General features: G+C 45.7%; 28 protein-coding genes. 15 read left to right on the forward strand and 13 right to left on the reverse strand.

The annotated features are described in order from the left end of the window. The first annotated feature begins 347 nt into the window (after window positions 1-347). The 3 genes from QUB12_RS08645 (at window position 348) to QUB12_RS08655 (ending at window position 2,787) form a co-directional block, all read left to right on the forward strand. Window positions 348-920, forward strand: coding sequence for a hypothetical protein (locus QUB12_RS08645; RefSeq protein WP_333144787.1), 573 nt, complete (start codon window positions 348-350; stop codon window positions 918-920). 232 nt (window positions 921-1,152) lie between these two features. Next, window positions 1,153-1,869, forward strand: coding sequence for a GUN4 N-terminal ARM-like repeat domain-containing protein (locus tag QUB12_RS08650; protein WP_333144788.1), 717 nt, complete (start codon window positions 1,153-1,155; stop codon window positions 1,867-1,869). A 357-nt stretch (window positions 1,870-2,226) separates the two neighbouring features. Next, window positions 2,227-2,787: a Uma2 family endonuclease gene (locus QUB12_RS08655; RefSeq protein ID WP_333306386.1), complete on the forward strand. Its 561-nt coding sequence runs from the start codon at window positions 2,227-2,229 to the stop codon at window positions 2,785-2,787. A gap of 143 nt (window positions 2,788-2,930) precedes the next feature. Here QUB12_RS08655 and QUB12_RS08660 read toward each other — a convergent pair whose 3' ends face one another. Further along, window positions 2,931-3,248, reverse strand: a complete 318-nt coding sequence (locus QUB12_RS08660) for a hypothetical protein (protein ID WP_333144790.1) — start codon at window positions 3,246-3,248, stop codon at window positions 2,931-2,933. Between the two features lie 218 nt (window positions 3,249-3,466). Between QUB12_RS08660 and QUB12_RS08665 the strand changes: the two genes are divergently transcribed. The 3 genes from QUB12_RS08665 (at window position 3,467) to QUB12_RS08675 (ending at window position 6,893) form a co-directional block, all read left to right on the forward strand. Beyond that, complete coding sequence (locus QUB12_RS08665; protein ID WP_333144791.1) at window positions 3,467-4,861, forward strand: ATP-binding protein; 1,395 nt, start codon at window positions 3,467-3,469, stop codon at window positions 4,859-4,861. Window positions 4,862-4,869: 8 nt separating this feature from the next. Next, entirely contained in the window at window positions 4,870-6,165 is a 1,296-nt protein-coding gene (locus tag QUB12_RS08670; protein WP_333144792.1) for a tetratricopeptide repeat protein, read from the forward strand. A 71-nt stretch (window positions 6,166-6,236) separates the two neighbouring features. Beyond that, window positions 6,237-6,893 (forward strand): restriction endonuclease subunit R, encoded by a 657-nt coding sequence (locus QUB12_RS08675; protein WP_333144793.1) that lies wholly within the window; start codon window positions 6,237-6,239, stop codon window positions 6,891-6,893. Between the two features lie 35 nt (window positions 6,894-6,928). On the opposite strand, the gene QUB12_RS08680 is transcribed toward QUB12_RS08675, so the two are convergent. The 7 genes from QUB12_RS08680 to QUB12_RS08710 form a co-directional block, all read right to left on the reverse strand. After that, on the reverse strand, window positions 6,929-7,531 hold the full coding sequence (locus QUB12_RS08680; protein WP_333144794.1) for a hypothetical protein: 603 nt from the start codon (window positions 7,529-7,531) through the stop codon (window positions 6,929-6,931). 42 nt (window positions 7,532-7,573) lie between these two features. Next, complete coding sequence (locus QUB12_RS08685; RefSeq protein WP_333306388.1) at window positions 7,574-8,293, reverse strand: DUF2786 domain-containing protein; 720 nt, start codon at window positions 8,291-8,293, stop codon at window positions 7,574-7,576. A gap of 146 nt (window positions 8,294-8,439) precedes the next feature. Next, window positions 8,440-9,654: a DUF790 family protein gene (locus tag QUB12_RS08690; protein WP_333306390.1), complete on the reverse strand. Its 1,215-nt coding sequence runs from the start codon at window positions 9,652-9,654 to the stop codon at window positions 8,440-8,442. 15 nt (window positions 9,655-9,669) lie between these two features. Continuing rightward, the gene (locus tag QUB12_RS08695) at window positions 9,670-10,131 is read right to left on the reverse strand and encodes a DUF3598 family protein (RefSeq protein ID WP_333306392.1); all 462 of its coding nucleotides are present in this window, start codon (window positions 10,129-10,131) and stop codon (window positions 9,670-9,672) included. Between the two features lie 270 nt (window positions 10,132-10,401). Then, entirely contained in the window at window positions 10,402-13,227 is a 2,826-nt protein-coding gene (locus tag QUB12_RS08700; protein ID WP_333144798.1) for a C2 family cysteine protease, read from the reverse strand. A gap of 767 nt (window positions 13,228-13,994) precedes the next feature. After that, window positions 13,995-14,171, reverse strand: a complete 177-nt coding sequence (locus QUB12_RS08705) for a hypothetical protein (RefSeq protein ID WP_333144799.1) — start codon at window positions 14,169-14,171, stop codon at window positions 13,995-13,997. A 97-nt stretch (window positions 14,172-14,268) separates the two neighbouring features. Beyond that, on the reverse strand, window positions 14,269-15,807 hold the full coding sequence (locus QUB12_RS08710; RefSeq protein ID WP_333144800.1) for a DEAD/DEAH box helicase family protein: 1,539 nt from the start codon (window positions 15,805-15,807) through the stop codon (window positions 14,269-14,271). A gap of 925 nt (window positions 15,808-16,732) precedes the next feature. Here QUB12_RS08710 and ald point away from each other — a divergent pair. Further along, window positions 16,733-17,821 (forward strand): alanine dehydrogenase, encoded by a 1,089-nt coding sequence (gene ald, locus QUB12_RS08715; protein WP_333144801.1) that lies wholly within the window; start codon window positions 16,733-16,735, stop codon window positions 17,819-17,821. Window positions 17,822-17,843: 22 nt separating this feature from the next. On the opposite strand, the gene QUB12_RS08720 is transcribed toward ald, so the two are convergent. From QUB12_RS08720 to QUB12_RS08730, 3 genes are all read right to left on the reverse strand, one after another. Beyond that, window positions 17,844-17,993 (reverse strand): hypothetical protein, encoded by a 150-nt coding sequence (locus QUB12_RS08720; RefSeq protein WP_333306394.1) that lies wholly within the window; start codon window positions 17,991-17,993, stop codon window positions 17,844-17,846. A 117-nt stretch (window positions 17,994-18,110) separates the two neighbouring features. Continuing rightward, complete coding sequence (locus QUB12_RS08725; RefSeq protein WP_333306396.1) at window positions 18,111-18,431, reverse strand: hypothetical protein; 321 nt, start codon at window positions 18,429-18,431, stop codon at window positions 18,111-18,113. Continuing rightward, window positions 18,418-18,651 carry a hypothetical protein gene (locus tag QUB12_RS08730; RefSeq protein ID WP_333306398.1) on the reverse strand — a complete coding sequence of 78 codons (234 nt, stop codon included), beginning with the start codon at window positions 18,649-18,651 and terminating at the stop codon, window positions 18,418-18,420. Before QUB12_RS08730 ends, QUB12_RS08725 begins: the two co-directional genes overlap by 14 nt. Window positions 18,652-18,721: 70 nt before the next feature. On the opposite strand from QUB12_RS08730, the gene QUB12_RS08735 reads away from it, so the two are divergent. Genes QUB12_RS08735 through QUB12_RS37530 form a run of 4 tightly spaced genes read left to right on the forward strand, consistent with a single transcriptional unit; the run spans window position 18,722 to window position 19,563 of the window. Beyond that, window positions 18,722-18,877, forward strand: coding sequence for a hypothetical protein (locus QUB12_RS08735; protein WP_333234095.1), 156 nt, complete (start codon window positions 18,722-18,724; stop codon window positions 18,875-18,877). Window positions 18,878-18,912: 35 nt separating this feature from the next. Next, complete coding sequence (locus QUB12_RS08740) at window positions 18,913-19,206, forward strand: hypothetical protein (RefSeq protein ID WP_333058269.1); 294 nt, start codon at window positions 18,913-18,915, stop codon at window positions 19,204-19,206. After that, window positions 19,206-19,394, forward strand: a complete 189-nt coding sequence (locus QUB12_RS37525) for a type II toxin-antitoxin system PemK/MazF family toxin (protein WP_333410395.1) — start codon at window positions 19,206-19,208, stop codon at window positions 19,392-19,394. The genes QUB12_RS08740 and QUB12_RS37525 overlap by 1 nt, the downstream gene beginning before the upstream one ends. A gap of 25 nt (window positions 19,395-19,419) precedes the next feature. Next, entirely contained in the window at window positions 19,420-19,563 is a 144-nt protein-coding gene (locus tag QUB12_RS37530; RefSeq protein ID WP_445252072.1) for a type II toxin-antitoxin system PemK/MazF family toxin, read from the forward strand. Here QUB12_RS37530 and QUB12_RS08745 read toward each other — a convergent pair. Then, window positions 19,504-19,644 carry a hypothetical protein gene (locus QUB12_RS08745; RefSeq protein ID WP_333144808.1) on the reverse strand — a complete coding sequence of 47 codons (141 nt, stop codon included), beginning with the start codon at window positions 19,642-19,644 and terminating at the stop codon, window positions 19,504-19,506. The two genes, QUB12_RS37530 and QUB12_RS08745, sit on opposite strands and share 60 nt — an antisense overlap. Window positions 19,645-19,741: 97 nt before the next feature. On the opposite strand from QUB12_RS08745, the gene QUB12_RS08750 reads away from it, so the two are divergent. The 4 genes from QUB12_RS08750 to QUB12_RS08765 all read left to right on the forward strand — a co-directional run bounded on the left by QUB12_RS08750 (window position 19,742) and on the right by QUB12_RS08765 (window position 22,269). Then, window positions 19,742-20,086, forward strand: coding sequence for a hypothetical protein (locus tag QUB12_RS08750; RefSeq protein WP_333144809.1), 345 nt, complete (start codon window positions 19,742-19,744; stop codon window positions 20,084-20,086). Next, on the forward strand, window positions 20,083-20,292 hold the full coding sequence (locus QUB12_RS08755) for a hypothetical protein (protein WP_333058272.1): 210 nt from the start codon (window positions 20,083-20,085) through the stop codon (window positions 20,290-20,292). The genes QUB12_RS08750 and QUB12_RS08755 overlap by 4 nt, the downstream gene beginning before the upstream one ends. Before the next feature lie 261 nt (window positions 20,293-20,553). Beyond that, window positions 20,554-20,844 (forward strand): endonuclease domain-containing protein, encoded by a 291-nt coding sequence (locus QUB12_RS08760; RefSeq protein WP_333306400.1) that lies wholly within the window; start codon window positions 20,554-20,556, stop codon window positions 20,842-20,844. 234 nt (window positions 20,845-21,078) lie between these two features. Further along, window positions 21,079-22,269 carry a transposase gene (locus QUB12_RS08765; protein WP_333306402.1) on the forward strand — a complete coding sequence of 397 codons (1,191 nt, stop codon included), beginning with the start codon at window positions 21,079-21,081 and terminating at the stop codon, window positions 22,267-22,269. A 3-nt stretch (window positions 22,270-22,272) separates the two neighbouring features. Here QUB12_RS08765 and QUB12_RS08770 read toward each other — a convergent pair whose 3' ends face one another. Then, window positions 22,273-22,503, reverse strand: a complete 231-nt coding sequence (locus QUB12_RS08770; protein WP_333306404.1) for a hypothetical protein — start codon at window positions 22,501-22,503, stop codon at window positions 22,273-22,275. Window positions 22,504-22,552: the final 49 nt, after the last annotated feature.

The following is a 22,552-nucleotide window of genomic DNA, read 5'->3' on the forward strand; positions in this document are numbered from 1 at the left end:
GCAGGCTACTTCAGTCTACACCAATTGTCGTGAGTATTACCTACAAGTCTAGGAAAATATCATCCTAGCAATTGCTCTTGTGTGGTTCCCCCGGAGTGCGGTTGTGGTTGTGGTTGTAGTTGTGGTGGTGTTTGTTGTCGCAACGGCCTTTAATCGAGGCGGTTGAAACTAGATCCCAATATCAGTCTACCTAATCCCGGAGGGGGTCAGTTTCAGAGAACGGTGAATGGGAAAATAAACAGGTAAGGCGAGTCTGTCGGTGGAGTTTCCCCGCCTATCAACTTCCTTACCTTCTGATGTTCGGGATTTGGATCTGGCACAATCGTATTTCATCTCGTAAAAACCCAATGGAAAATACTCTCGAAACTACCCGCAGACAGCGCGTATTGACAAGAACCCAGGAACGGCGTCAGGCAACACCCAAAGAAAAACAGTTGATTCACCTGCTAGCCAATATGGCTTGCAGTTTGATTAAATACGACTACAAACACGCAGCGGGCAAGGGTACTCTCCCGCCTTCGGAAAGCAAGCGTTTAGCGGAATGGCACTACCTGCGAGTTCAGCAAATTCGCAGGATCGAACGCTCATTGGAGCCCGTAGCGACCCTTAAGCGCGTGTACTACAAGAGCATCCTCAGTCCGAGGGATCTGAAGTCTTTGAAACTTCTGTGGCTGGAGGAGGACAAAAACCGCGTCAAACGGGTCGATCCTGAGTTGGACGACATCCTCAGCGAAGCTTTGGATCGGGGAGATACTTTAAAACAGCTATTTCACTCGATCGAAGTCAAAGAACGCACCTTTTCTGCAACTCCTAGCCCCGGCGCCGTGCCGCTTTGGGTCAAAGAGTGGGAAGACTCGGAATATGACATAAACTTTTTTCCGCCTTCCTTCCCTGCATGGGTTTCGATCGTGGACGACTAGGTTCAGGAAAAACTCTTTGACATGGCATCGATCGCAAATTTCAGATGGTAGACTTATTTGCGATTGCTGCCATTGGCCAAGAGTGTGCGGGCGTGAGGCTAAACGAGGCGGCGTTGCGCGCAGGCATCCGAGTACATAGAAGTGAATCGGAGTCAGTACCATTGTACAATGGGGGAAAACCAGGGCTTCAGCTAATCGCTGATAGCTGATAGCTGATAGCTGATAGTTTCTCATGACTGACTCGATTTCTACTTCTCCTCTAGACTCGGCGGCCGATACAGCCGAACTCCGCTCTCAGTTGAGGTCGGGTTCGGAAAAAACTCAACTGCAACTGCTGCAACAACAAATAGCAGATTCCGGTTGGGATGTATTGATGGAATTTTTATTAGAGCGCAAGTCAGATGCACCGACTGCGGTAATGGGTAAGGCTTACCAAATTCTTTACAGTGCTGGTTCTCCGAGAGTGGCGGAGTTTTTGCAAGCGAATTTTCCAACTGGGGTTGTGCCGCTGCGATCGGACTCTAACATTGATTACACTCCGCTGCAACAATTATTGGCGTTACAGGAATTTCAAGAAGCCGATCGCTTAACTTTAGACAAGCTTTGTGAATTGGCTGGTGATACAGCTTCTGTGAGAAAGTGGCTGTATTTTACCCAAGTTGAGAGTTTGCCCGTAACGGATTTGCAAACAATTAATACGCTGTGGAAAGTTCATTCCGAAGGCAAATTTGGCTTTTCGGTGCAGCGGGAAATTTGGCTAGGTTCGGGGAAGAATTGGGATAAGTTGTGGCCACTAATTGGCTGGAAAAAGGGGAATAATTGGACGCGGTATCCGCAAGAGTTTATCTGGGATTTGAGCGCGCCTAGGGGTCATTTGCCGCTGTCGAATCAGTTGCGGGGAGTGCAGCCTTTTGCAGCTTTGATGGCTCATCCTGCCTGGTTGAAGTGAATGGTTTTGGGGCTTTTGGAGAATGCGGGGCGGGCTGGATGGCCTGCCCCGCTATTGTTTTTGGGGAATTGGGATTGGGATTTTTGAGGCGCAGAAATTCACAGAAATTCACAGGCGGGATGCCTGTTCCAATTTTGGCATAGAGAGAGAAGGGCGATCGTATTTCTAGGAATGTTGGGAAATTTTGTATAATTGATATTTGATATCATGTCCGGTCGATTACCCTGATTCCTGTAGGGGCGGGTTCACCAATAATATTTGCCAAAAACGGACAATCTCACAAACCCGCCCCGACCAATGTATTATGGGTGAGCGATCGGACATGATAGGAGTTAATTAGCGAGAGGGCTGGGAGTCATGGTAGGCATCGGAACCAAACTCACTTTAGCAGAATTTCTAGCTTTGCCCGACGGAGATGTATATTGTGAGTTTGTAGATGGTGAAGCAGTTCCTAAAGTGTCTCCAAAATTTTTTCATTCCAGTTTACAGGGAGCTTTGTGTGACCTGATTCGTGTATGGTGTAAAGGACGCGGGCGAGTGCTTCCAGAATGGGCAATTTTGTTAAAACGTCAGGATAAAGATTGGGCACCTGTTCCCGATTTAACGTACATTTCTTATGAACGTCTGCCGAAAAGTTGGCGGCGAAATGAAGCTTGTCCCGCAATTCCTGAACTGGTGATTGAGATTATATCGCCCGATCAAACGATGAAGGAATTTGAAGAGAAGGCGAAAGATTATTTGGCGGCGGGCGTTCCGCGAGTTTGGGTGATAGATCCAGAGGCTATTTTAATTAAAAGTTTTTTGACCGATGGTTCTAGTCAAGTTTATACGGATAATACACCGATTGTGGATGAGTTGCTGCCCGGTTTGGAGTTGACGACTAGACAGATTTTTGAAGAAGCCGAATTGATTGATTAAGGGCGATCGTACTCTGTGAAAGATATCAGTCGTAGGGTGCGTGACAACGGGAAAACTTTTACTCGCGGCGGTGGAACTATTAAGTCACGCACCGCACGCGGGCAAAGCATTGAATAATACGCTGTCACCGGAAACGATCTCACTTACACTTCGAGACGGATTTTGACTGTTGTGCCAAAAGCTTTTCTGAAGGCTGATTCAACATCGGGAAGTTTTTGAATGGCCATTAGCAAAAGTGGTGTTGACGAGACTTTAATCCGGGCTTCGCCATCATGGAGACCAATCAGTTTTCCGTGCTGTCGCATCAGTTCTTTAGTCGTGCGTGCTGATATGTGAAGTAGCACAGTTTTCCATGTTAGGTCTAGTATTCCTTGCATGGCTTCTTCTATTTGTTTGAGGGTGTCGTTTTTTTTAGGTAAAACGCCTGGTAGTTCCAGTTGAACGAAATTTTGTGCTTGCATAGTCTTACTCATGATGAAGAAATGATTGTTTTAACTGGGAAATGAGCGATATCGCCTAACTTGCTTCCCATCTCTATATTCCTTGAACAGCAAAGGTTTGACGGCTCAATTTCAACGCACCTCTGGCGCTGTATCCAAAAGTGAGCCAAAATTGAGCCGCGCCACAAATTGGCAGATGTTATAAGTTAAATATGGTTACTGAAGGTTAAAAAATCAGCATGGCAGCTACTCTAAGAGCATCTGAATCTGGGCTGGAAATAGTCGATCGGGCAAGGCGAAAGAAAGGCTTGGAAAAACAAGCTTCTAGCTGGTGCGGAGATGCCCAAACTTCAGTCGCAACTTTAAAGCGGTTTTGGCGGCGAAAGCCTATTGGGCAGGAGGTTTTTGTCAAGATTTGCAAGGCTATAGAATTGGATAACTGGGAAGATATTGTTGATGATAGTCCCTTGTCTCAGACAGATTCGAGAGCAGAGTTTTTTGCTTGTGACGATGCTTGGGTTGGTCGAAAAGACTTGATTAGTCAACTCACAGAGAAAGTTCAGGGATCGTGTCGCTTGTTAATTCTTCTGGGCATCGCGGGAATTGGTAAAACGGCTTTAGCTGAAAGATTGGCGGTGGAGTTACAAGACGACGATCGTAAGTTTCATCAGGAGAATTTTGAAAACCAGCAGCAAGCTTCTGATTTTGCTAGTGTGGCGATTCGATGGCTGGAAAAGTGGGGAGAACGGATTACGCCAGATGACCGCAAAGATACACAGCGGTTGTTGAATAGATTGGTCAAGCGATTGCGAGAAAATCGGTATTTGGTGGTGATAGATTCTCTGGAACTGATTTTAAAAGGAAATGAAGAAACAGGCTGGAATGGTTTTCAGGATGAGTTGTGGGCAAAATTTTTTGAAACTTTTTTGGCAGTAGAATCTTTCCAAAGTCGTATCATCGTAACATCGCAGGATTTGCCAGAGCAAATTCCGGCTCGTTATAAAAATTTCTGGTATCGCCAAGAATTGAAGGGACTGACACCATCAGAACAGTTAGCCTTGTTCGATAAAACTGGACTAGAGGTTGATATAGATTCACCAAACAAACCTTATTTAGAACGAATCGGCGCTGCTTATGAAGGGCATCCATTGGCTTTGCGGGTGATTGCTGGGGAAATTGGCAGTCATCCTTTTTATGGTAACGTGACGGGTTATTGGAATAAATACGGGCAGGAAATTGAAGAAGTGGAGAAGGCAATTGAGGAAGCTAAGACCAAAGGAATAACGGCATCAGCAGATGACGACTGGCGACTGGATCGATATACTCGCGAACTGCGAAAAAATGTGCTAGTCCGGCTGGAAAAGACGTTTGAGAGATTGAAAAAAGATGTTTTGAATGCCTATCGATTGCTTTGCGAAGCTTCGGTGTATCGCTGTGCAGTACCGGAGGAGTTTTGGCTAAGTCATTTGGAAGATTGGGATTGCGATGACCAGAAGCAAGAGTTAGCGTTGGAGGCGCTGCGCGATCGCTTTTTGGTAGAAGAAGAATTAATTGACGATGAGATACACTTGCGGCAGCACAATTTAATTCGCAGCGTAGCACTTGAACACTTAAAGCAATTGACAGCGAGGTAGTGGGCAATATGAAGAGTGCTTTTGCTGAATTTGATTTTAAAAGTCAAAATGGTTTGGATGTTGACATCACGCCACCGGGAGAGTGGATGCTGGCTAATCTGGGAATTGATCTAGCAGCACCGGAGTTTAGGGAACTGCCCCCTTGTAAACGCGCTCAGTACAGAGCGGTTAAAAATTGGCTGACGAGGTACAAACTGAAGCCGGATGCTTCCAATCTTGAGAAAGTTCGGCGATACTTGGAAGCATTTCACCATCTGTGCGAAGTGGAAGACTGGGAAAGAGCTTGGGGAATTATTACTACTAGCATCAATTCGTCAAGTCATGAGGAATTACGTATTCAGCTATACGTTTGGGCATACAATTATGAACTGATTGATATGTGCCAAAGACTCTTAAGCAAGTTAGATTCTCCCCGAAATGCTATTCTTTGTCAAAATCTAGGAATTGCTTATAAGAATCTTGGAGACCATGCCAAAGCTATGGAGTACCATCAGCAGAATTTGACTATCGCACTCCAACTTTCAGACCTACAGGGTGTGCATAGTTCTTGTGGAAATTTGGGAGTTGCTTATAAGAATCTTGGAGACTATACTACAGCTATTCATTACTATTGGCAGAGTTGGACGATTGCGCTGGTACTGGAGGACCTACAGGGGATGGGAACTGCCCTAGGAAATCTGGGAGTTGCTTACAATAACCTTGGAGATTACACAATGGCGATTGAGTATCATCAACAACATTTATCGATCGCTAGGCAAATAGAAAACTGCCAGGAAGAAGGAAATGCTCTAGCGAATCTAGGCAAAACTTACCTAGACCTGCGAGCTTATGCTAAAGCAATTGATTACTCCCAGCAAAGTTTGGCAATCTGGCAGGAAATTGGACACCGCTACAAGGAAGGAATAGCTCTGGGAAATTTAGGGCTAGCTTACTATTCACTTAATGATTATACGAAAGCAATTGATTGTCAGCAGAGAAGTTTAGCGATTTCAGATGAAATAGGAGATCGCTATGGAAAAGCAATGGATTTGTGTCATTTAGGGGCTATCTTAGCCGCACTTGGTCAATATTCACAATCCCTAGAATATTTACAGAAATCAATACATATTTGTACAAAAATAGGCGCTCTTTTTATGGAGGCTTATGCTCTCAGTCAACTGACGGTAGTTTTTCTGAAACTAGGCAACCTCTCTCTAGCGCTTGAGTATTGCGATCGCGCTTTGTCCATATCCACAGAATTAGGCATCCCGCTAGCAAAAGAATGTCAAGAGTTAAAAGAAAAATTGCTGCTCGATCGAGCATAGCTTATGAGATTCTGAAACTGCACGAGCTAAAATAAGAGGTAGAATTTATCGTATCCCAATATTCTTAGGCTATGACTGCTCTCAATGCTAAAAATTTAACTCTCAGTGAAGTTCTCCGCCTGCTAAAATTCCAGAAATTGCCCAACGGCTCATTCACTCCGTTATTATCCCTAGAACCTTTAACCGAATTTGAACAACAAGAACTTATACAAACCTGCGAAGACTTCGATAGCTACCTGACAGATGGCAAGGTTTCTGAAGGCCAAGTCAAGTTAGTATCTGTTGGCCCGTTACTGCGGCTGGCTGGTTTTTATCGATCGCCAATTAAGATGTTTTTGGAAGAAGGTATCGCCGATATTGCTGTAGAAGATGAAGGCGCAACTATTACAGGGCGTTTGGATCTGTTAGCGATCGACAAAAATACACTCACAACTACAGATGTACCTTTCTGGATTTTAGTAATTGAAACGAAAAATAGTGCGATCGATGTATTGGCCGGCTTGCCTCAGTTACTCGCGTATGCTTATAAAAGCCTAGAGCATCAAACATCCGTCTGGGGGTTAGTGACAAACGGAGCGCGCTATCAGTTCGCTTACATCCAGTCGGGAACTCCTCCTACTTTTCAGTTGATGCCGTTACTAAATTTAATGGACTGTGAACCTGCTATCCAGATTTTACAAGTTCTAAAAGCTATTGGCAAGTTACAAAATACTCGCCTCGGTAACTGATACTAAAAAGCCCCTAAATTATCACATAAAATCAGCTAACCTTCCCGCACCATCCATACCAAAAAACCCAAAATTTGCTCGACAGGAGGAAGTGGATAATCAATCAAGTCAATTGTCACTGTTTGCCCTTCGAGTTTGAGGAATCGCCACTGAGTGCCATTGCTTACCACACCATAAATTATGGGAATCGGCTTTTTCTTAGCCTCATTAAATTTTTGTGCTGCCACCATTTCAGCAATACATTGCCCGAATCCTGTTCTGAGGTCAGATTTTTTTGCCTCCACAATGATGACGGCCGGTGCTTCGATTTCTAGAATTTCTTCGGAACGGCTAAAGAGAAAATCACACACGCCGTTCAGTCCAATTGATTCGTCTACTGTGAAGTCTTCTCCAGAAAATAAGCTGACTCGCCGCTGTAAAATTCGTCTCGCTTCTAGCAAAACAGGGAAAATAATTCCTTCAGAACGAGCTTTTTCGCTGGCGGATGAGGCAAACGGCAGGCTTTCTTCCAAAAAGGCAGTCAGTGCTGGAGAAGGGGAAATAGGGTCAATGTTAGGCAAAAAACGAACTGCTTCTACAGTGGTTAGATTAAATGCTTCCTTGACTTTACCGATTGTGGTGAAAGAACTGTAGGGCATAGGGATTAACAGTATAAATTGAATGGCTAACTATACTTAAACTCACAGAGATTCATTGAGTTGTTTTTGTTCCTCTTCAGGCTGCACTTGCTTGTGCAAACTAATTTGGTCGCCCACTTCATACCCCGAATTAAAACCCGCCTCGCTGCTGACTTGAGAATCTGTTCTCGTTCTAATTTTAACCCCTCTGCCCTCTAGATAATCGGCGATCGCCAGTTGATTTTTCTCAAACATCGATCGCACTACAATCCCTGGAGTCGCCGCCACATCCCCCGAACCCGGAATCCCCGACTCTTCCATCTCCTGTTTTTGTTCCAACAATCTTTGTCTCAACCTCGTCGCGCATCCAACCCGAAAAGCATTCAGATACGCCAACCCCCTGCCGTTTCCTTTGCGGTATTTAGCCCTTTTTTCAATCGCCGAACTCAAATACTCGTACAGATGTTTGCAAACAATCAGGTTTGTAGAAGTTCCCACCAAAAACATACTGCCATTATAAGTATTTCGCATGGCAGTACAACCGTTAGCGTCGGCAATTCCCGAAAGCAGCATCATTTTCCAAGTGACAAATTTCGATGTTGTTTCAACTGAGTCTTCGTCAATCTCTTCTTGGTGATTTGGCCCTAAATCGGCGAGGCTGAGATTGTACTGTGCCAGTAAAAGGGAAGCTTTTTCGGCCGCAGCAGTCGATTCGTTTTCATTGGATGAGGTGGCTAGGGCTAAAAGTTTTTTGATTCTTTCGACAATACTTGTGTCTGCCATTTTTCAATCGGTTTTAGGATGAGAGAGGATTTGGTGATCGAGGTGACTTTAGTATAATACCAAATCTGACTTAAATATCCCTCTTATTTCTTAGTCCGCGCAGGCGGACTTTGTTTGTGTAGTCGCGGTTTCAACCGCCGAGAACTCTATTCGAGGACTTCCAGGACTGATTTGGGCAACAATTTATCTTTAAACCAGACTACTTTTGCTGGCACATCATTTACATTCACCCCGGCTTTTTCTAAGTTCAGCCGTTCGGAAATAGCTAAAATCAAGTGATCGCATTCAGACTTCTGTACTTGGGCAAATTTCTTTTGCAAATACTCCGGCCGCCAATAGCCAACTATTTCTAATAAAAATACTCGTCCGTCGGGATGCACTAACCGAAAGTCGGGTATCATCACGCTACCTGGAATCGGAATTAAATCAACTTCTCGCTCTAGTTGCCACTCGGTTTTTGTGGAATTCCATCTTTCAGCAAATGCGGCTTCTAACATACTATCATAAGGCTTGCCTGGGGGATAGTGGCTGACTAAACCGCAGTCGGAATTTAGGGTGAATTTACCTGTTTTCAAAACGCCACTAAAAGGATCTTTTGTGTGCAGGGTGGAGTGCATACTCCATTTGGTGACGTGCAGCAGGGCGGGCAGCATTTTCGCGAGGGCTAAGCCGTAGCGGGTGCTGGGTTTGAATAAGCTTGTAGGGCCGTCTATTGTGAGTGTAAAACCGTGGTCTGCATCGCCTTCGATGTAAGTCATTAATTGAAATAGTTTCAGATAGCGAAATAAGAGTTTGTATTCTCCTGGATCGTTGCGGTGGGCGGTTAATTGGACTTGACTTGCTCGGTAAAATATGCCTTGAACTTGAGAAAGATTGTATTTGTGAAGCAAGTTTTCGGGTGTTGGTGCATTAAACTCAGTGAGGATTTTGTTTTCGTTTAAATCGGCGTATAAACCTGTAGTGATTTCGTGAGGCAAAACTTCTCTGTTTAACTCTTGGCTGAGCTCACTTGCTACTTTTTCCAGGGTTAATTGGGTGGATTGAGGGCTGGGAGTCGATCGCGCAGACAAGGCAAAAACCCGCTGTCTCAACTCTGAGGGTTCTAGGGGACTGATGACTTCCAAGGTGCAGAAACCGCCTTTCAGCAGGTGCGCTAATCCCCGTTTCAGCCGATAATCGGGGCTGTCGCCTTCTAATTCTAGCAAGCGTCCGTCGAGTTCGCCTTGGGTTTTGCCGATCGACTCTTGAAAGCAGTTGATCATTTCTTTAGCTGCTTCTAAGTTTTTAGCATCTATCTTGAGGCGGAGAGGGATGATTGATTCTCCGTTTTGGCGGTGACTTAATAAATCAGTTGGTAACATAAGCAGTGAAAAGTTTTACTCAATTTTTTGTTCAACAATCACCATAACTCCCCTAAGTTTTCCCTCTTCTGTCAAGCTTTGGGTAGTCCGAATTCGGCGATCGGAACTGACAAGATGGATTGTTTCAACAGCCCTCATAAAGCCAGTTGCTTTGTCCCATACTTGAAAAATTATCAAATCATCTCCAACTTCTGTCGCTAGTGTATTGTAGTTGGAAAAAACCGAGTCGCGACCTTCAATTTGCACTTGACCTTCGCCGACAACATAACCCACAAACTTTTGGGTTTCACTCTGGCCATTGGCATAAGTTTGAAGGTTAGTTTGCCTCCACTCGTTATCAACTATTTTCTGGGTAACAACTGCTGTAAAACGCCTTGTTTCTTTGCAGTCGGCATCCAGTATTGTCCAATCTCCCTCCCAAACTCCTGTATGTTTGGGGAAAACTTTAAAGTTAGTTATTAGTGCAGTTTCGCTCATTTTTAGGCAATGTAAATTAGTTGTTGATGATATTTTATTCCAGCTTCCTTTAATTTTAGTGTAGCCACAATCATAGAAGAGGATATTACTCAAAGACCTCTAATTGAGGCGCAGCCCAAAATTGCGTGTCGGTACGAGTTGGAACCTATTGCGTAGGTTGGGTTGACAATCGGAAACCCAACAGCCGTTTACTAGGTTGGGTCTCGCGAAACGAGACCCAACCTACATCTGTTCCAGCTTAACAGTTGGGTTTTGAAGAAGCGATAAATACTATGGCTGGGTCAGACTCACCCGACGAAATTGCTGCAACAACCGGTTGAAGGTGATCGCCAAAAACCCATCATTTCCGATCTTATTCGGATCTTCCGGTGCGAATAGCGGTACCCCCATGTTGTTTTCATTCTTTCTCAGAGAATTGTCATACCCCCAGGGGTTCCGCAGTAGGATCATCTTTTTACCATCAGCCGCCTCATAGGCATTGTGGATACTGTAGGCATGATTACTAACAAACAAATCTTCAGATCGCTTCCTGGCCTCCAAGCCTGCCACTGCCGTGACATAGCGACCCCCATTCAAGGCATCTTGAATCTGTTGAAAGATTTGCTCGCTCGTAATACTTTTTGAGTTCTTGGGCTTGCCACTCTCACCTAAATTTTCGCTCACCATATAATTTGGATTGGCTCGGTTGTCGGGATTCCACGCCATTTCTGTGATCGCCTGATTTGTGAGCCGTTTGAGGGCAACCCCCGGCCAATCGCCATTCCCAATCGCATTATAGCCATCGCGACCGGTCTCCTCACCCCGGAACTTAGCGTAGGCACGTTCAACAATGGGGGCCCAGATGGATTCCCCCGACGCTTGGTTCGGGTCTCGTTGCTTCTGATCCCATTTCACCCCAAACATTTCATTTTTCTTGGTCTTCTCATTTTCCTTGGTCACCACCTGGTCGTCCACGGTGACCATGCGCGGTTCGCCTGTTCTGTAGTTGTAGAACTGGAGGGTATAGTTGTTACCATCGCTCTTAATGAGATCGTTGAGCACTCCACTCTGCTTGGAGATCGGCTGGCTGACATCTTCGATCTTGCCGAACGTGGCCGCCAGGGCTGCAAGAAAGGCGCAGTCGCCGAACCTTCCTTGGTTGAGGCCAGAGATTTCAATCGGCCGATCTCGACCGCCCGTTAGAGGCGCATAGACTAATTTATGAGGCGTATCTTCTTTGAGACCCGTATCAGCCCGCTTCCCCTTTTCTAGAAATGTGGCGCGGGGCAACTGAGTGTCAGCACTCGCACTGCGTACCGCGTTTGCAATCGGCGTTCCCGTCACAGTGGCATTCAGCCTGTCAGCACTCGCACTGCGTACCGCGTTTGCAACCGCCGTTCCCGTCACCGTGGTATTCAGAGTATAGTCACCCAAGCCCGGAGCATCCACACTGGTGGCAAACACTACATATTGACCCCCCTGTTCCGTGGTGAAACTCACCTGGGCATTGAAGTCTCCGCCACTGGTGTTAATGTCATTGTTTTCAACGATCACTTCGCCCGTGAGCAGATCGACCACGGTCAAATAGGCATCGAAGTCATCCGATTGTTGAGTCACAGTCACCGTTAACCCAGCACCCAGTTCCTCTAGGAGATAGGGATCGGCATAGTTTTCCAGATCGTTCGGATCGAAGTCATCGTTTTGAGTCAAGGTGCCCGTTGTGGGGACGCCGGGGAAAAGTGGCTCATAGGCTTCAATGTCCACCCGGCTGCCAGGTTCGGAAATAGCAGCAATTTTGTAGGGCGTTGCCACCCCTGGGGCGGTGACATTGACGAAATAAGTACCGGGGTTGATGTTATCTTCCTGGATTTCATTGGTTCCCTGGGCAACAATCTCATCCGCATCCAACTGGTTGTTGCTATTGCGATCGCTCCACACAGTAAGGTTTAGATCCGCCTTCCGGTTCTCGGCAAACACATCTAGATAACCGCCGGGGTTGAGCACTTCCAGGCGATAGGCATCCACTGCATCAGCCCCGCCGACATAATCATGCAATTCCACCTCCCCATCGGTTGGCAAAGTCCGTGATGTGCTGGGTCGATCGCCCGCCAAATCAGGGGCTACAGTCCCGGCAACACCTGCCAAACTCAGGCTGTAGTTGGTATTCTCTTCAAAGGCCTCCACCGATAGGAAATATTTACCCGGATCGAGAGTTACATTCTCACTGGTTTCATTCGCAATTCCCGATCGCTCCGATGCGGAGATGATTTCATCTCCTCCTAATTCCCCATCGTCGTTTTTATCCTTATATAGTGCCACATCCGCATCTGCGCTCAAGCCACTCAAGCCCAAGTTAACAATGCTCGTTTCCTTCACCTGGAATTGGAAAAAGTCGGCATAATCTTCATCGCTCACTGCCCCCTGAAGGTTAGCTCCTCCCGGTATCGAACCCAGCACTGTAGCCCCCGGTTCCGTATCGTCCAGTGTCGCTTTGACGGTACTGAATAAGCCACTCAGGCTAGCAGGGCTGACTCCCTGCACCCGCGCCAAGATTGCACCAGTTGCTTTCAGCCGAATGAATGTATCGGTTCCATTCGCTTCCAGCGTTACGTCGGCTTCAGTCAGGGCATCGCCTGCTCCATCCGTCAGAGCGATGACATCGCCCTCTTCATCGCTAAAATCGGCGATCGTATCGGCGAGAGCCGGATTGGTTACAGCATCAGCGACATTCAAAACAAAAGCATCGGAACCATCGCTGCCAATTAGGCTATCAACTCCAGCACCCCCGGCTAGGAAATCGTCTCCCTCTTGACCTATTAATGTATCGTTGCCTTCACCGCCATAGATAACATCATTACCGCGTTCTCCCTGGAGATAATCTGCTCCAGCATTGCCCAACAGCAGATCGGCTCCGCGTCCGCCTTGTAGGCTGTCATTCCCGATTCCACCGGAGATCGAGTCCGAGCCGTCGTTCCCATACACCAAATCCGGGCGATCTGAGCCCACAATGGAATCTGCTCCTGCGAGCGATCGAATCCCAAAACCGGCCGGAACTTTGGAGTCGATCGTAAAAATATCGACACCGCTGGTCAAATCAAACAAGTTATTGGACGCCATTAGTATATGATCCCTTAATGATGAATGTATGAAGACATGAAAAATCCCACCAGCAATACCTCGGAATTAGTTAGAGCTGTGAATTAGTTGTGTATCCCAAATCCGGCTGAAATATCCCCTTGATGTCTTAGTCTGTCCTTAACTAAGTTCGAGGATAAAGTCCGGCAGACGTTGTAATTGGTTCTCGTGAGTTTTAGGTAATTTTAAAAATAAAACTTCCCGTGCTACAGCCCGGAAAGCCTGCGTGAGCGGATGCTCACACTACCGTTTCTACCACCAATTCAGAACAGCCAATTTATTCGTCTACTTAGGAGTTGCTGACGACAATATTGATGAGCTATTGCATCTTTATTAACTCTTATCAGACAAATATATCATACTTTAGAGAGATAACAAAGCAATCTGTATAATTAATGAAGGCTTGCTGAATCAGTTGGAAAAGTCAACGCTGTATGGGTTCACGGGGTGACAACCCCGTGAAGCTTGTAAGCTTCCCAAAAATCAGTGTCGCAGATGGCACACTGGCGATAAACTACCGGTAAAAATTGCCAAAGCCCCCGCTCTCGTGAGTTTTAGGTGATAATAAAAATAAAACTTTCGGTGGTAAAGGCCCGAAAGCCTGCGTGAGCGAGACGCTTACACTACTTCCACTACAAATCCAGAATAGCCGTATAGTTTGAGGTCAAAATTTTTCAATAGCCTTTTTCATAAAGGGGCTAACGGAGCTGAATTTGGCATTCTCAGGCTATACACTAAGTTGGCAATATTCAATCTTTATTTTCTTCGTCATAATTTTCTCCCCATTTGGCTGGTGATTCGGCTGCTTTTTTAGTCGCCTCCAGGTTGACTCCGTAAATGGGTGTTGGTTTGACAGTTTCTAATTTCTGATATTCAGGCTTGGGCGGTTCTATTTGTGTTTGTGGTTGGGGTTTGTGAGGCTGCATTCCTCCTCAGCGGCGTTGGGATGTTCTTCGTCGCGAAGAACGCGAATGGAAGAGGGAGAAAGAAAGAAAGAGAGTGTTCAGAAATAGTTTAGGCTTGCTACCAGGGAATTTCATCATTATCTTCTCCCCATTTTGCTGGTGATTCGGCTGCTTTTTTAGTCGCCTCCCGGTTGACTCCGTAAATCGGTGTCGGTTTGACAGTTTCTAATTTGTGATATTCAGGCTTTGGCGGTTCTATTTGTGTTTGTGGTTGGGGTTTGTGAGGCTGCATTCCTCCTCGGCGGCGTTGAGAAGTTCTTTCTTCGCTGGTGTCTTCGGTGACGACTTCGTAGAGAATAGCTAACTTATTTACATCGCTGCTTTTGCGGAGAACTCGACCCAATCGCTGAATGTATTCGCGTTCGCTGCCGGTTCCTGACAATATGATAGCAATTCTGGCGTCGGGAACGTCTACTCCTTCGTTGAGGACGTGGGAGGCGACGAGGGTTTTGTATTCGCCGCTGCGAAAACGATCGAGGATTTCGTGGCGTTCTTTGACTGGGGTTTGGTGGGTTATTGTGGGGATGAGAAATTCTTGGGAAATTCGGTAAACTGTGGCGTTGTCTCCGGTGAAAATTAGGGTGCGCTGGGGAGAGTGTTCTGCTAATATGTTGGCTAAAATTCGCAGTTTTCCTTCAGTACAAAGGGCGATTTCTTTGGCTTGGCGGTGGGCTAGCATGGCGCGCCGTCCCAGGGGCGATCGCGCGCTTGCCATGATAAACTGTTTCCAACCATCGAGGCTAGATATTTTGATGTTAGACTGTTTTAAGAAGTCGTTGCGAATGTTGATTAATTCGGCGTAGCGGTGGGTTTCTTCTGTTGACAGTTTTACCATAATTTGAACTATTTTATGGTCGGCTAAAGCATCGCCTGCCAAATCTTCGGGTCTTTTGCTAAATACTGTCGGGCCGATCAGGAAATGTAAATCGCTGTGGCGGCCATCTGTGCGATCGGGTGTAGCTGTCAGTCCCAGTCTAAAAGGCGCGATCGCATATTCGGAAATTACTCGATAAAAGTCCGTTGGCAAATGGTGGCATTCGTCAAAAACCAGCAAACCGTATTTATTGCCCAAGGTTTCTGCATGAATACTTGCACTGTCGTAGGTTGCCACTAAAATTGGCGTTTTGTCCCGCGAACCTCCGCCCAACAATCCGATTTCGATGTCGGGAAAAGCTGCTTTTAAATTAGCATACCACTGGTGCATTAAATCGAGAGTTGGTACTACAATTAATGTACTGCGACCAGTGACTTGCATGGCTAATTGTGCCAGATAAGTTTTGCCGGAAGCGGTGGGGAGGACGACTACTCCTTGGCTTCCTGCTTCCTGCCAAGCTGCGAGGGCCTGTTCTTGATGTGGGTAAGGCTGCATTTCCACGCTGGGTACGAGTTCGAGTAGTTCGTATGCCCTAGCTTCGTCGGTGAAGTGAATGCACTCGGCTTGGAGGCATTCTACCAGCGGGCGGTAGTGAATTGCTCGAATGCGGTATTTTTCCACGCGATCGTCCCAAGTGGCAAAGTCCACCCAGTCTCTGCCTTTGGGCGGCGGGTGTAGCAAGAGAGTTCCGCGATCGAATGTTAAGGTAGGTATCCGTGGCATTTGTTTAGATATGGGGGCGAGTTATGCCTGTTAAATTATAAGTGACCGATCAAATATATTGACACCAAACTCTCTATAAGTTAGTTTTTTTATAAGCAAATCTATAGAACCACCCTCTACTTTATACCGTTTCGGGTTGTTTGTTGAGATTTTTACCATTTTTTTTAGCCTATAAGTTTGCCAAAATGTCAAAATTTCATTGGCACGTACCTACTTATAGCCATCCTAAATCATTTGTGAATTTCTTACTCCCTCCCCGCGGGTTCGGGGAGGGTTGGGGTGGGGTAAAAATTTTACGACTCTTGCAAGGATTGCTATATAACCACCCTAAATCATTCGCCTAATTATTGTAGGGGCAATCCCCCCGTGGTTGCCCCGATAGATAGGGGATAGGCACTCTTAGCACTCCCCCTACAAATTTACATGAATGATTTAGGATTGCTATAGTTGAAAGTCTGGCGAAAATGTGGGAAGATATAAAAATAGTAGGGCTGCTGAACGGGTAGCTCAATACGGGTGCTTTGCAGAAAAAATCATTTCTATTACCAAGCCCCAAAAACTGCACCTCATTGATTATAATTGGGAGTAATTTAAATAAAAAGTAAGTAAAAAAAAACCAAAAAATGGGTTAGAAAAGGTAAATGTAGAATAACCATTTTAAGCGGCTTGACTTACGAGTATTTTGACGTAATGTATATGAATGCCGACCACGCATATCAAATAAAGTAGGAACAATCTAAAAAGACGATCGACTTGATGGAAAACGATCAATTTGGGAAATTGCGATCGCACTGGCAGAAAATCCCACAAAAATTCTCATAGCCCAGCCGGATTGCCAAATCTAAAATCTACAATGGTATTGTCCCGCTGGGGATGGTTTTTAGGTTAGATTCGATCGACGTATGCCTGAGATTAGAGGTTATAGATGGAAATAGGCGTCCCCAAGGAAATCAAGGATTTAGAGTTTCGAGTCGGGCTCAGCCCCACAAGTGTCCGGGCTTGTTCGGACAAAGGCCACACAGTTTTTGTGGAAACGAATGCTGGTGCTGGGGCCGGTTTTGCGGACGAGGACTACGTTGAAGCAGGCGCTAAGATTGTCTTAAATGCTTCCGATGTCTGGAAGCGCGAACTAATTGTTAAAGTTAAAGAACCGCTGCCTGCTGAGTATCCGCTGATTCAAAAAGAGCAGTTGCTGTTTACATATTTGCACTTGGCGGCCGATCGCACATTAACCCAGCATTTAATCAGCAGCGGAGTCCAGGCCATCGCCTACGAAACCGTCGAACTCCCGGACAGAAAATTGCCGCTGCTAACGCCGATGAGCATTATTGCAGGGCGTTTGGCCGTGCAGTTCGGAGCTCGCTTTCTGGAACGACAGCAAGGTGGCAGAGGAGTGCTTTTGGGCGGCGTACCGGGAGTGAGACCGGGTAAAGTTGTGATTTTGGGCGGCGGCATTGTCGGCACAGAAGCAGCGCGAATTGCTGTAGGAATGGGCGCGAGAGTGCAGATATTAGACGTAAATGTCGATCGCCTAGCCTACCTGGAAACTCTGTTCGGTTCCAGAGTAGAATACCTCTACAGCAGTCCTTTGCAAATTGAAGCAGTTGTTCCCGATGCTGATTTGTTAATCGGTGCGGTTTTGGTCTTAGGTAAAAAAGCTCCGGTGCTGGTTTCTCGCGAATTTGTTGCGAAGATGCACCCCGGTTCAGTGATTGTTGACGTAGCCGTTGATCAAGGCGGCTGCGTGGAAACTTTGCGGGTAACTTCTCACACAAATCCTACTTATGTTGAGGAAGGAGTTGTGCATTACGGCGTGCCAAATATGCCCGGTGCCGTGCCTTGGACTGCGACTCAAGCTTTGAATAACAGCACTTTGCCTTATGTTTTGCAGTTGGCAAATAACGGGATTAAAGCTTTGGAAATGAATCCGAGTTTGGCGAAGGGATTGAACGTGCAGAATCACCGATTGGTGCATCCGGCCGTGCGCGAGGTTTTCCCCGATTTGGCCGATTAGATTCCCCTTTTTTTTAAGTAAGCTATCCCGCATCTAAATTGTATTTTGGTGCGGGTAGGAGCAACAGTCTCGATACCCCTCGCATCCCCTTAAGAAGGGAGACTTTGAGTGAGGAGAGTTGAATGGCTTGCTCGATGCGATCGAGGTCATCAGATAAAATATTAGGCAGCATAATTCAGTCGTTGCGCTAGTTGCTGATGCAGCCCTCGATCGAGAAAAAGGAGTAAAGGGCGATCGACCTTTTTATGCCAAAAAGAGCGATCGACCTTCTCCCTAATTCACAAGATAATCATTCAGAGTTTTTAGTAAGCGTTGATGTCGCTTGCGATGAAATAGCTCCAATAGAACCGATAATTTGATTGCGAGGCAATACAGCAAGGAAACCTAACCGAATTAACGATTGAGACCGTAAACCACTGGCAGCAAAGTCTGGGTCTGAAGGGGAAATAATATCGACAAAATCTGGAACCTGTTGATGTAGTTGGGTGCTAACACCACAAACTAAAAAATCTCCATAAGGAGGTAGTTCCCTCAGAAGGATGACTGGACGATTCTTAATTTTCCCGTCAGCTTGAGGAATTGGGGTGAGAACAACATCAGCTTCCTGCATAGTCAGGATTTGGTGTTTTAATTGCATTGAGCGGGTAATCGTCGTTCTGATTGTAGGCCTTGTTTAGTTGATGCCTTGACAACCACAACCAGGCTTCGCGTTCTGCTAATTGTTCCGGGAGGACTGTGATAATGAGTTTTATGTTTGGTTCAAGCTTATAGGGTTCATCTAGCTGAATAGATTGCCCATCAAAATGTGCTGATAAAGAAATAAGCTTCATGGCTTGGATATCTTGAAGGCGAGTGCTTTTACTAAGTTTATTATATTTTGACGCTCTAGGGACACAGGCTTTGACCCGTTTCTCTACCATAAATTTGCTCCATTCCTTAGAAAAACGATCGCCCCTCCTCGAAGCAAAAAGCGAGATTCCTCGATCGAGAAAAGCGATCGAGCTTTCCATGACAAAAGAGCGATCGCTAACCCACTGGACGCGAATAGTTGTATAATAGACAAACTAGGCAAGCGCAAAAAGTGAAAACCTATGTCACAGGCAATCCTCAAACAAATTGTTAATCAGCTTGAAATGCTGGAAGTTTTAGAGTTACAGGAACTCGAGCGCGTAATCTGGAAATATCTGGCTGACAAACAGCAAGCTACTCAAAAATATCTACTTCAAAAATCTGCTAATAAAAAACAATTATTTCGAGAATGGGATGACATTTCTGATGAAGAAGCTGCGATACTAAAAGCTGAGTTTGCCGCCGAGGATTTAGCTTTTGCAGAAGTCGCCTTAAGTGATTATCTGCCTCGACTTCAGCAACAGGATAAAATCTGATGCTAGGAGATATTTATTTGGCAGATTTGAATCCTTCTAGAGGGTCAGAACAAGCAGGAATTAGACCAGTCATTATTGTACAGCGAGATACATTAGACCGCTTTACTACAACAGTAGTAGTAATTACCATAACAAGTAATCTGCGACGATGCTCAAATACCGGGGACAATTATTTTACCGACTGGTGAAGGTGGTTTAACACAAGATTCAGTCGTGCTTTGCTATCAAATAGTAGCCATCGATAGAGAGCGATTAATCAAAAAATTGGGCACTCTTTCAGCAGATTATGTATCAAGATTACAGGTAGCATTGCAGTATACATTGCAAATGGATGAATTTGAGAATGTAGAAGAATAGAATGAGTTGAAGTGCGATCGCACTCACAGCCCCAAAGAGCGATCGCCCCTGTCCATCCACAAGACCGAGATCCCTTTCCATATCCCCAAAAAGCGATTTCCTATGGGATAGCTTCGCACGCGGACTGCACGATCGTTTATAATTACAATGATTGACGAGTTATGAGGAGCGTGCAAGTATGGCAAAATTCCCCAACGAACTTGCGGAAATTATCTGGAATTTGAAACGCCAGTTGCTAGATATTGTTGACGCAGCAACAGCAGCAGAATTGACTCTATTTGAACTTTTTGGAGAAACGAGTGATACGATACCATTTCTGGATGAACTGAAAAGTGTGGCTGAACGTGCTACACCCTGGTTTAATCGGCTGTCTAATTTTCAGTTACGCATAGCTGAGTCTCAACCCACAATTTCGGTTGATATGCTAAACTTAGTAAACCAATCTATTGAACGCATCCAAATCGAAATTCCGGCAATGGAACGGAGTATTCAAGAAGTGAAAACGGAGTGGAATTTGCCATGACTAGCCAACCGCGTATTCCCAATCCTGAAACAGCCAAGAGATTATTGGCTAATTTGCGCCGCAGTCGTTTAGCAATGGAAGCAGCGACTCTGGAATTAGAAGACATTACAATGCAGTTGGAAAATGACAGCAGACAAAGGCGTTTGGTGCGGTTGAGGCAGGCAATTAACGATGCTGAGGCTGCTAATTTTTCAGTCAATGTCTGAAATTATTTCTTAAATCTCGCCCCAAAACTATAATTTAAATATTGACGAAAACAGCAAGATAGATCGCACTTTTTGACTCATAACAAAAGAGCGATCGACCTTTCCCTATCCCCAAAAGATCGCCCTAGTTGTCAAGTAGACATGGTTTGAGATAAACTAATTCTGAAACTATTCCCTAAATATCGCCCCATCACCTATAATTTCCATTAACATCTTATCCCCCCCTTCTTAAGGGGGGTTAGGGGTGATCGTACCGGCATCATGCCAAAACTAAACGACTCCAACTTCCACCTACCATACAACCCAAAACTCATCCCCATCGCCAAACAACTGCGGAAAAATCCAACTCCTGCGGAAAAAAAACTGTGGCAGGATTTTCTGAGAAATTTCCCTTTTCGAGTTTTGAGACAGCGCCCGACCGACAATTTTATCGTAGATTTTTATTGTGCGGCTTTACTGTTAGTAATTGAGATTGATGGGGAGAGTCATTTTACGGAAGAAGGGAAACTATATGATGCAGAAAGAACCGGGATTTTACAGGGTATGGATTGAAGGTTGTCAGGTTTACGAATGTTGAGGTGTTGCAGAGTTTTGAGGGGGTTTGTGGGGAGTTGTTGGGTTTGATTGAGGGTGATTGTTGAGACCAGATCCCCCCTAGCCCCCCTTAAGAAGGGGGGGACATGAGGGCTTTCATGGGTAGGTTTTTAATGATGACACCGGATTGGATAGTATAGAAACAGTGAGTTTTACACAGCTCCGGAGCTATTCTCAACCTGAGCAAACCCTATGAGTACGCCAAAGAGTTTAAAAAATTGGATAGGATTTGTCGCGGGGAAACTCCCTCATTTGAGCAAGCCGCAAGCCAGAGTTTTAGCTATGTGGAGCTTTGGTATGGCAATGGTGCAGTCTTGTGGCCTAACCACTGTCGCCACTTTTTTGGCGAATCTGTTAGAGACAAAAGAGAACACCATGCGGCAGCGATTGAGAGAATGGTATTGGGGAAAAAAAGATAAAACGGGAAAATGTCGCCAAGAATTGGACGTTACACAAAGCTTTGTCCCGCTGTTGCAGTGGATTTTAAGCCTGTGGCAAGACACTGAGAATAAGCAGCTTTTCTTGGCGATGGATGCCACCACTTTGGGGCAACGCTTCACAGTCTTAGCAATCAGTGTTTTGTATCGAGGTTGTGCGATTCCAGTGGCCTGGAAAATTGTTGAAGCTACTGCCAAAGGAGCTTGGCAGCCTTACTGGCTGCAATTATTTGATGTTTTCATGGGTTGTATCCCCTCAGATTGGAAGGTCATTGTAGCGGCTGACCGAGGACTCTATGCTGACTGGTTGTACGACAAAATTGTCGAACTAGAATGGCATCCTTATTTACGAGTTAATCTAGGCGGTCAATTTCGTCCCGAGGGCCAGTCGGATTTTCGCCCTTTGAAGACAGCCGTTTCAGAGCCGGGAAGTCTGCCTTGGTGTGGCCGGGTGACTTGTTTCAAAAACAAGCCAATTAAATGTACTTTAATCGCCCGTTGGGATGTCGGCTATGCTGACCCTTGGTTAATTGTGACGGATTTGTCTCCTGAGATGGCTACAAGTTGTTGGTATGGAATGCGAGCTTGGATTGAGTGTGGTTTTAAAGATACTAAACGCGGGGGTTGGCAATGGCATCAGACCAAAATGACTGACCCAGCTCGCGCTGAGCGGCTGTGGTTAGCGATTGCTGTAGCGACTCTCTGGTTAGTGAGTGTTGGGGGTGAAGTTGACAGCAATTTGCCTAAAAATGATTTGCAGTCTTTGTCGCCTCACCATGTAGCTAGATTGCGAACCACCACGTCAAAAACTTCCCCCCGTCTTTTAAGTTGCTTCCGGCGCGGTTTTTTAGCGATTTTAGTAGCTTTGCTGTTGGGCAAACCTTTACCGATTGGTAGCTTTATTCCTGAACCTTGGCCAAGCCGTTCTCACTTTTCTACGGCTTAAATTTTAAAAACCTACCCCTGAAAGGGACATGAGGGGAGGGGAGTTGAATGGGTGGCCCGATGCGATCGAGGCGATCGGATAAAATATTAGGCAACATAATTTAATTGTACTATGGAAAAGTTGACTCAATATCGATCGATCGCGCGATTCGTAAAAAAAGCGATCGACCTTTCCTTGCCAAAAGAGCGATCGACCTTTCCATCCCAAAAGATCGATCGCTCTCTCTATCCCCATTCATACACTCACGTCTCTCTCCAAAACCTTATCTAAAACCTTTATGGAC

It is taken from the genome of Microcoleus sp. B7-D4, from assembly GCF_036705125.1.
Taxonomy (GTDB): Bacteria; Cyanobacteriota; Cyanobacteriia; order Cyanobacteriales; family Microcoleaceae; genus Microcoleus.

Bases quoted from the DNA above. Each gene is read 5' to 3' on its own strand.
- QUB12_RS08645 (WP_333144787.1), top strand. From the start codon at position 348: ATGGAAAATACTCTCGAAACTACCCGCAGACAGCGCGTATTGACAAGA.
- QUB12_RS08650 (WP_333144788.1), top strand. From the start codon at position 1,153: ATGACTGACTCGATTTCTACTTCTCCTCTAGACTCGGCGGCCGATACA.
- QUB12_RS08655 (WP_333306386.1), top strand. From the start codon at position 2,227: ATGGTAGGCATCGGAACCAAACTCACTTTAGCAGAATTTCTAGCTTTG.
- QUB12_RS08660 (WP_333144790.1), bottom strand. From the start codon at position 3,248: ATGCAAGCACAAAATTTCGTTCAACTGGAACTACCAGGCGTTTTACCT.
- QUB12_RS08665 (WP_333144791.1), top strand. From the start codon at position 3,467: ATGGCAGCTACTCTAAGAGCATCTGAATCTGGGCTGGAAATAGTCGAT.
- QUB12_RS08670 (WP_333144792.1), top strand. From the start codon at position 4,870: ATGAAGAGTGCTTTTGCTGAATTTGATTTTAAAAGTCAAAATGGTTTG.
- QUB12_RS08675 (WP_333144793.1), top strand. From the start codon at position 6,237: ATGACTGCTCTCAATGCTAAAAATTTAACTCTCAGTGAAGTTCTCCGC.
- QUB12_RS08680 (WP_333144794.1), bottom strand. From the start codon at position 7,531: ATGCCCTACAGTTCTTTCACCACAATCGGTAAAGTCAAGGAAGCATTT.
- QUB12_RS08685 (WP_333306388.1), bottom strand. From the start codon at position 8,293: ATGGCAGACACAAGTATTGTCGAAAGAATCAAAAAACTTTTAGCCCTA.
- QUB12_RS08690 (WP_333306390.1), bottom strand. From the start codon at position 9,654: ATGTTACCAACTGATTTATTAAGTCACCGCCAAAACGGAGAATCAATC.
- QUB12_RS08695 (WP_333306392.1), bottom strand. From the start codon at position 10,131: ATGAGCGAAACTGCACTAATAACTAACTTTAAAGTTTTCCCCAAACAT.
- QUB12_RS08700 (WP_333144798.1), bottom strand. From the start codon at position 13,227: ATGGCGTCCAATAACTTGTTTGATTTGACCAGCGGTGTCGATATTTTT.
- QUB12_RS08705 (WP_333144799.1), bottom strand. From the start codon at position 14,171: ATGCAGCCTCACAAACCCCAACCACAAACACAAATAGAACCGCCCAAG.
- QUB12_RS08710 (WP_333144800.1), bottom strand. From the start codon at position 15,807: ATGCCACGGATACCTACCTTAACATTCGATCGCGGAACTCTCTTGCTA.
- ald (WP_333144801.1), top strand. From the start codon at position 16,733: ATGGAAATAGGCGTCCCCAAGGAAATCAAGGATTTAGAGTTTCGAGTC.
- QUB12_RS08720 (WP_333306394.1), bottom strand. From the start codon at position 17,993: ATGCTGCCTAATATTTTATCTGATGACCTCGATCGCATCGAGCAAGCC.
- QUB12_RS08725 (WP_333306396.1), bottom strand. From the start codon at position 18,431: ATGCAGGAAGCTGATGTTGTTCTCACCCCAATTCCTCAAGCTGACGGG.
- QUB12_RS08730 (WP_333306398.1), bottom strand. From the start codon at position 18,651: ATGAAGCTTATTTCTTTATCAGCACATTTTGATGGGCAATCTATTCAG.
- QUB12_RS08740 (WP_333058269.1), top strand. From the start codon at position 18,913: ATGTCACAGGCAATCCTCAAACAAATTGTTAATCAGCTTGAAATGCTG.
- QUB12_RS37525 (WP_333410395.1), top strand. From the start codon at position 19,206: ATGCTAGGAGATATTTATTTGGCAGATTTGAATCCTTCTAGAGGGTCA.
- QUB12_RS08745 (WP_333144808.1), bottom strand. From the start codon at position 19,644: ATGGAAAGGGATCTCGGTCTTGTGGATGGACAGGGGCGATCGCTCTTT.
- QUB12_RS08750 (WP_333144809.1), top strand. From the start codon at position 19,742: ATGGCAAAATTCCCCAACGAACTTGCGGAAATTATCTGGAATTTGAAA.
- QUB12_RS08755 (WP_333058272.1), top strand. From the start codon at position 20,083: ATGACTAGCCAACCGCGTATTCCCAATCCTGAAACAGCCAAGAGATTA.
- QUB12_RS08760 (WP_333306400.1), top strand. From the start codon at position 20,554: ATGCCAAAACTAAACGACTCCAACTTCCACCTACCATACAACCCAAAA.
- QUB12_RS08765 (WP_333306402.1), top strand. From the start codon at position 21,079: ATGAGTACGCCAAAGAGTTTAAAAAATTGGATAGGATTTGTCGCGGGG.
- QUB12_RS08770 (WP_333306404.1), bottom strand. From the start codon at position 22,503: ATGGGGATAGAGAGAGCGATCGATCTTTTGGGATGGAAAGGTCGATCG.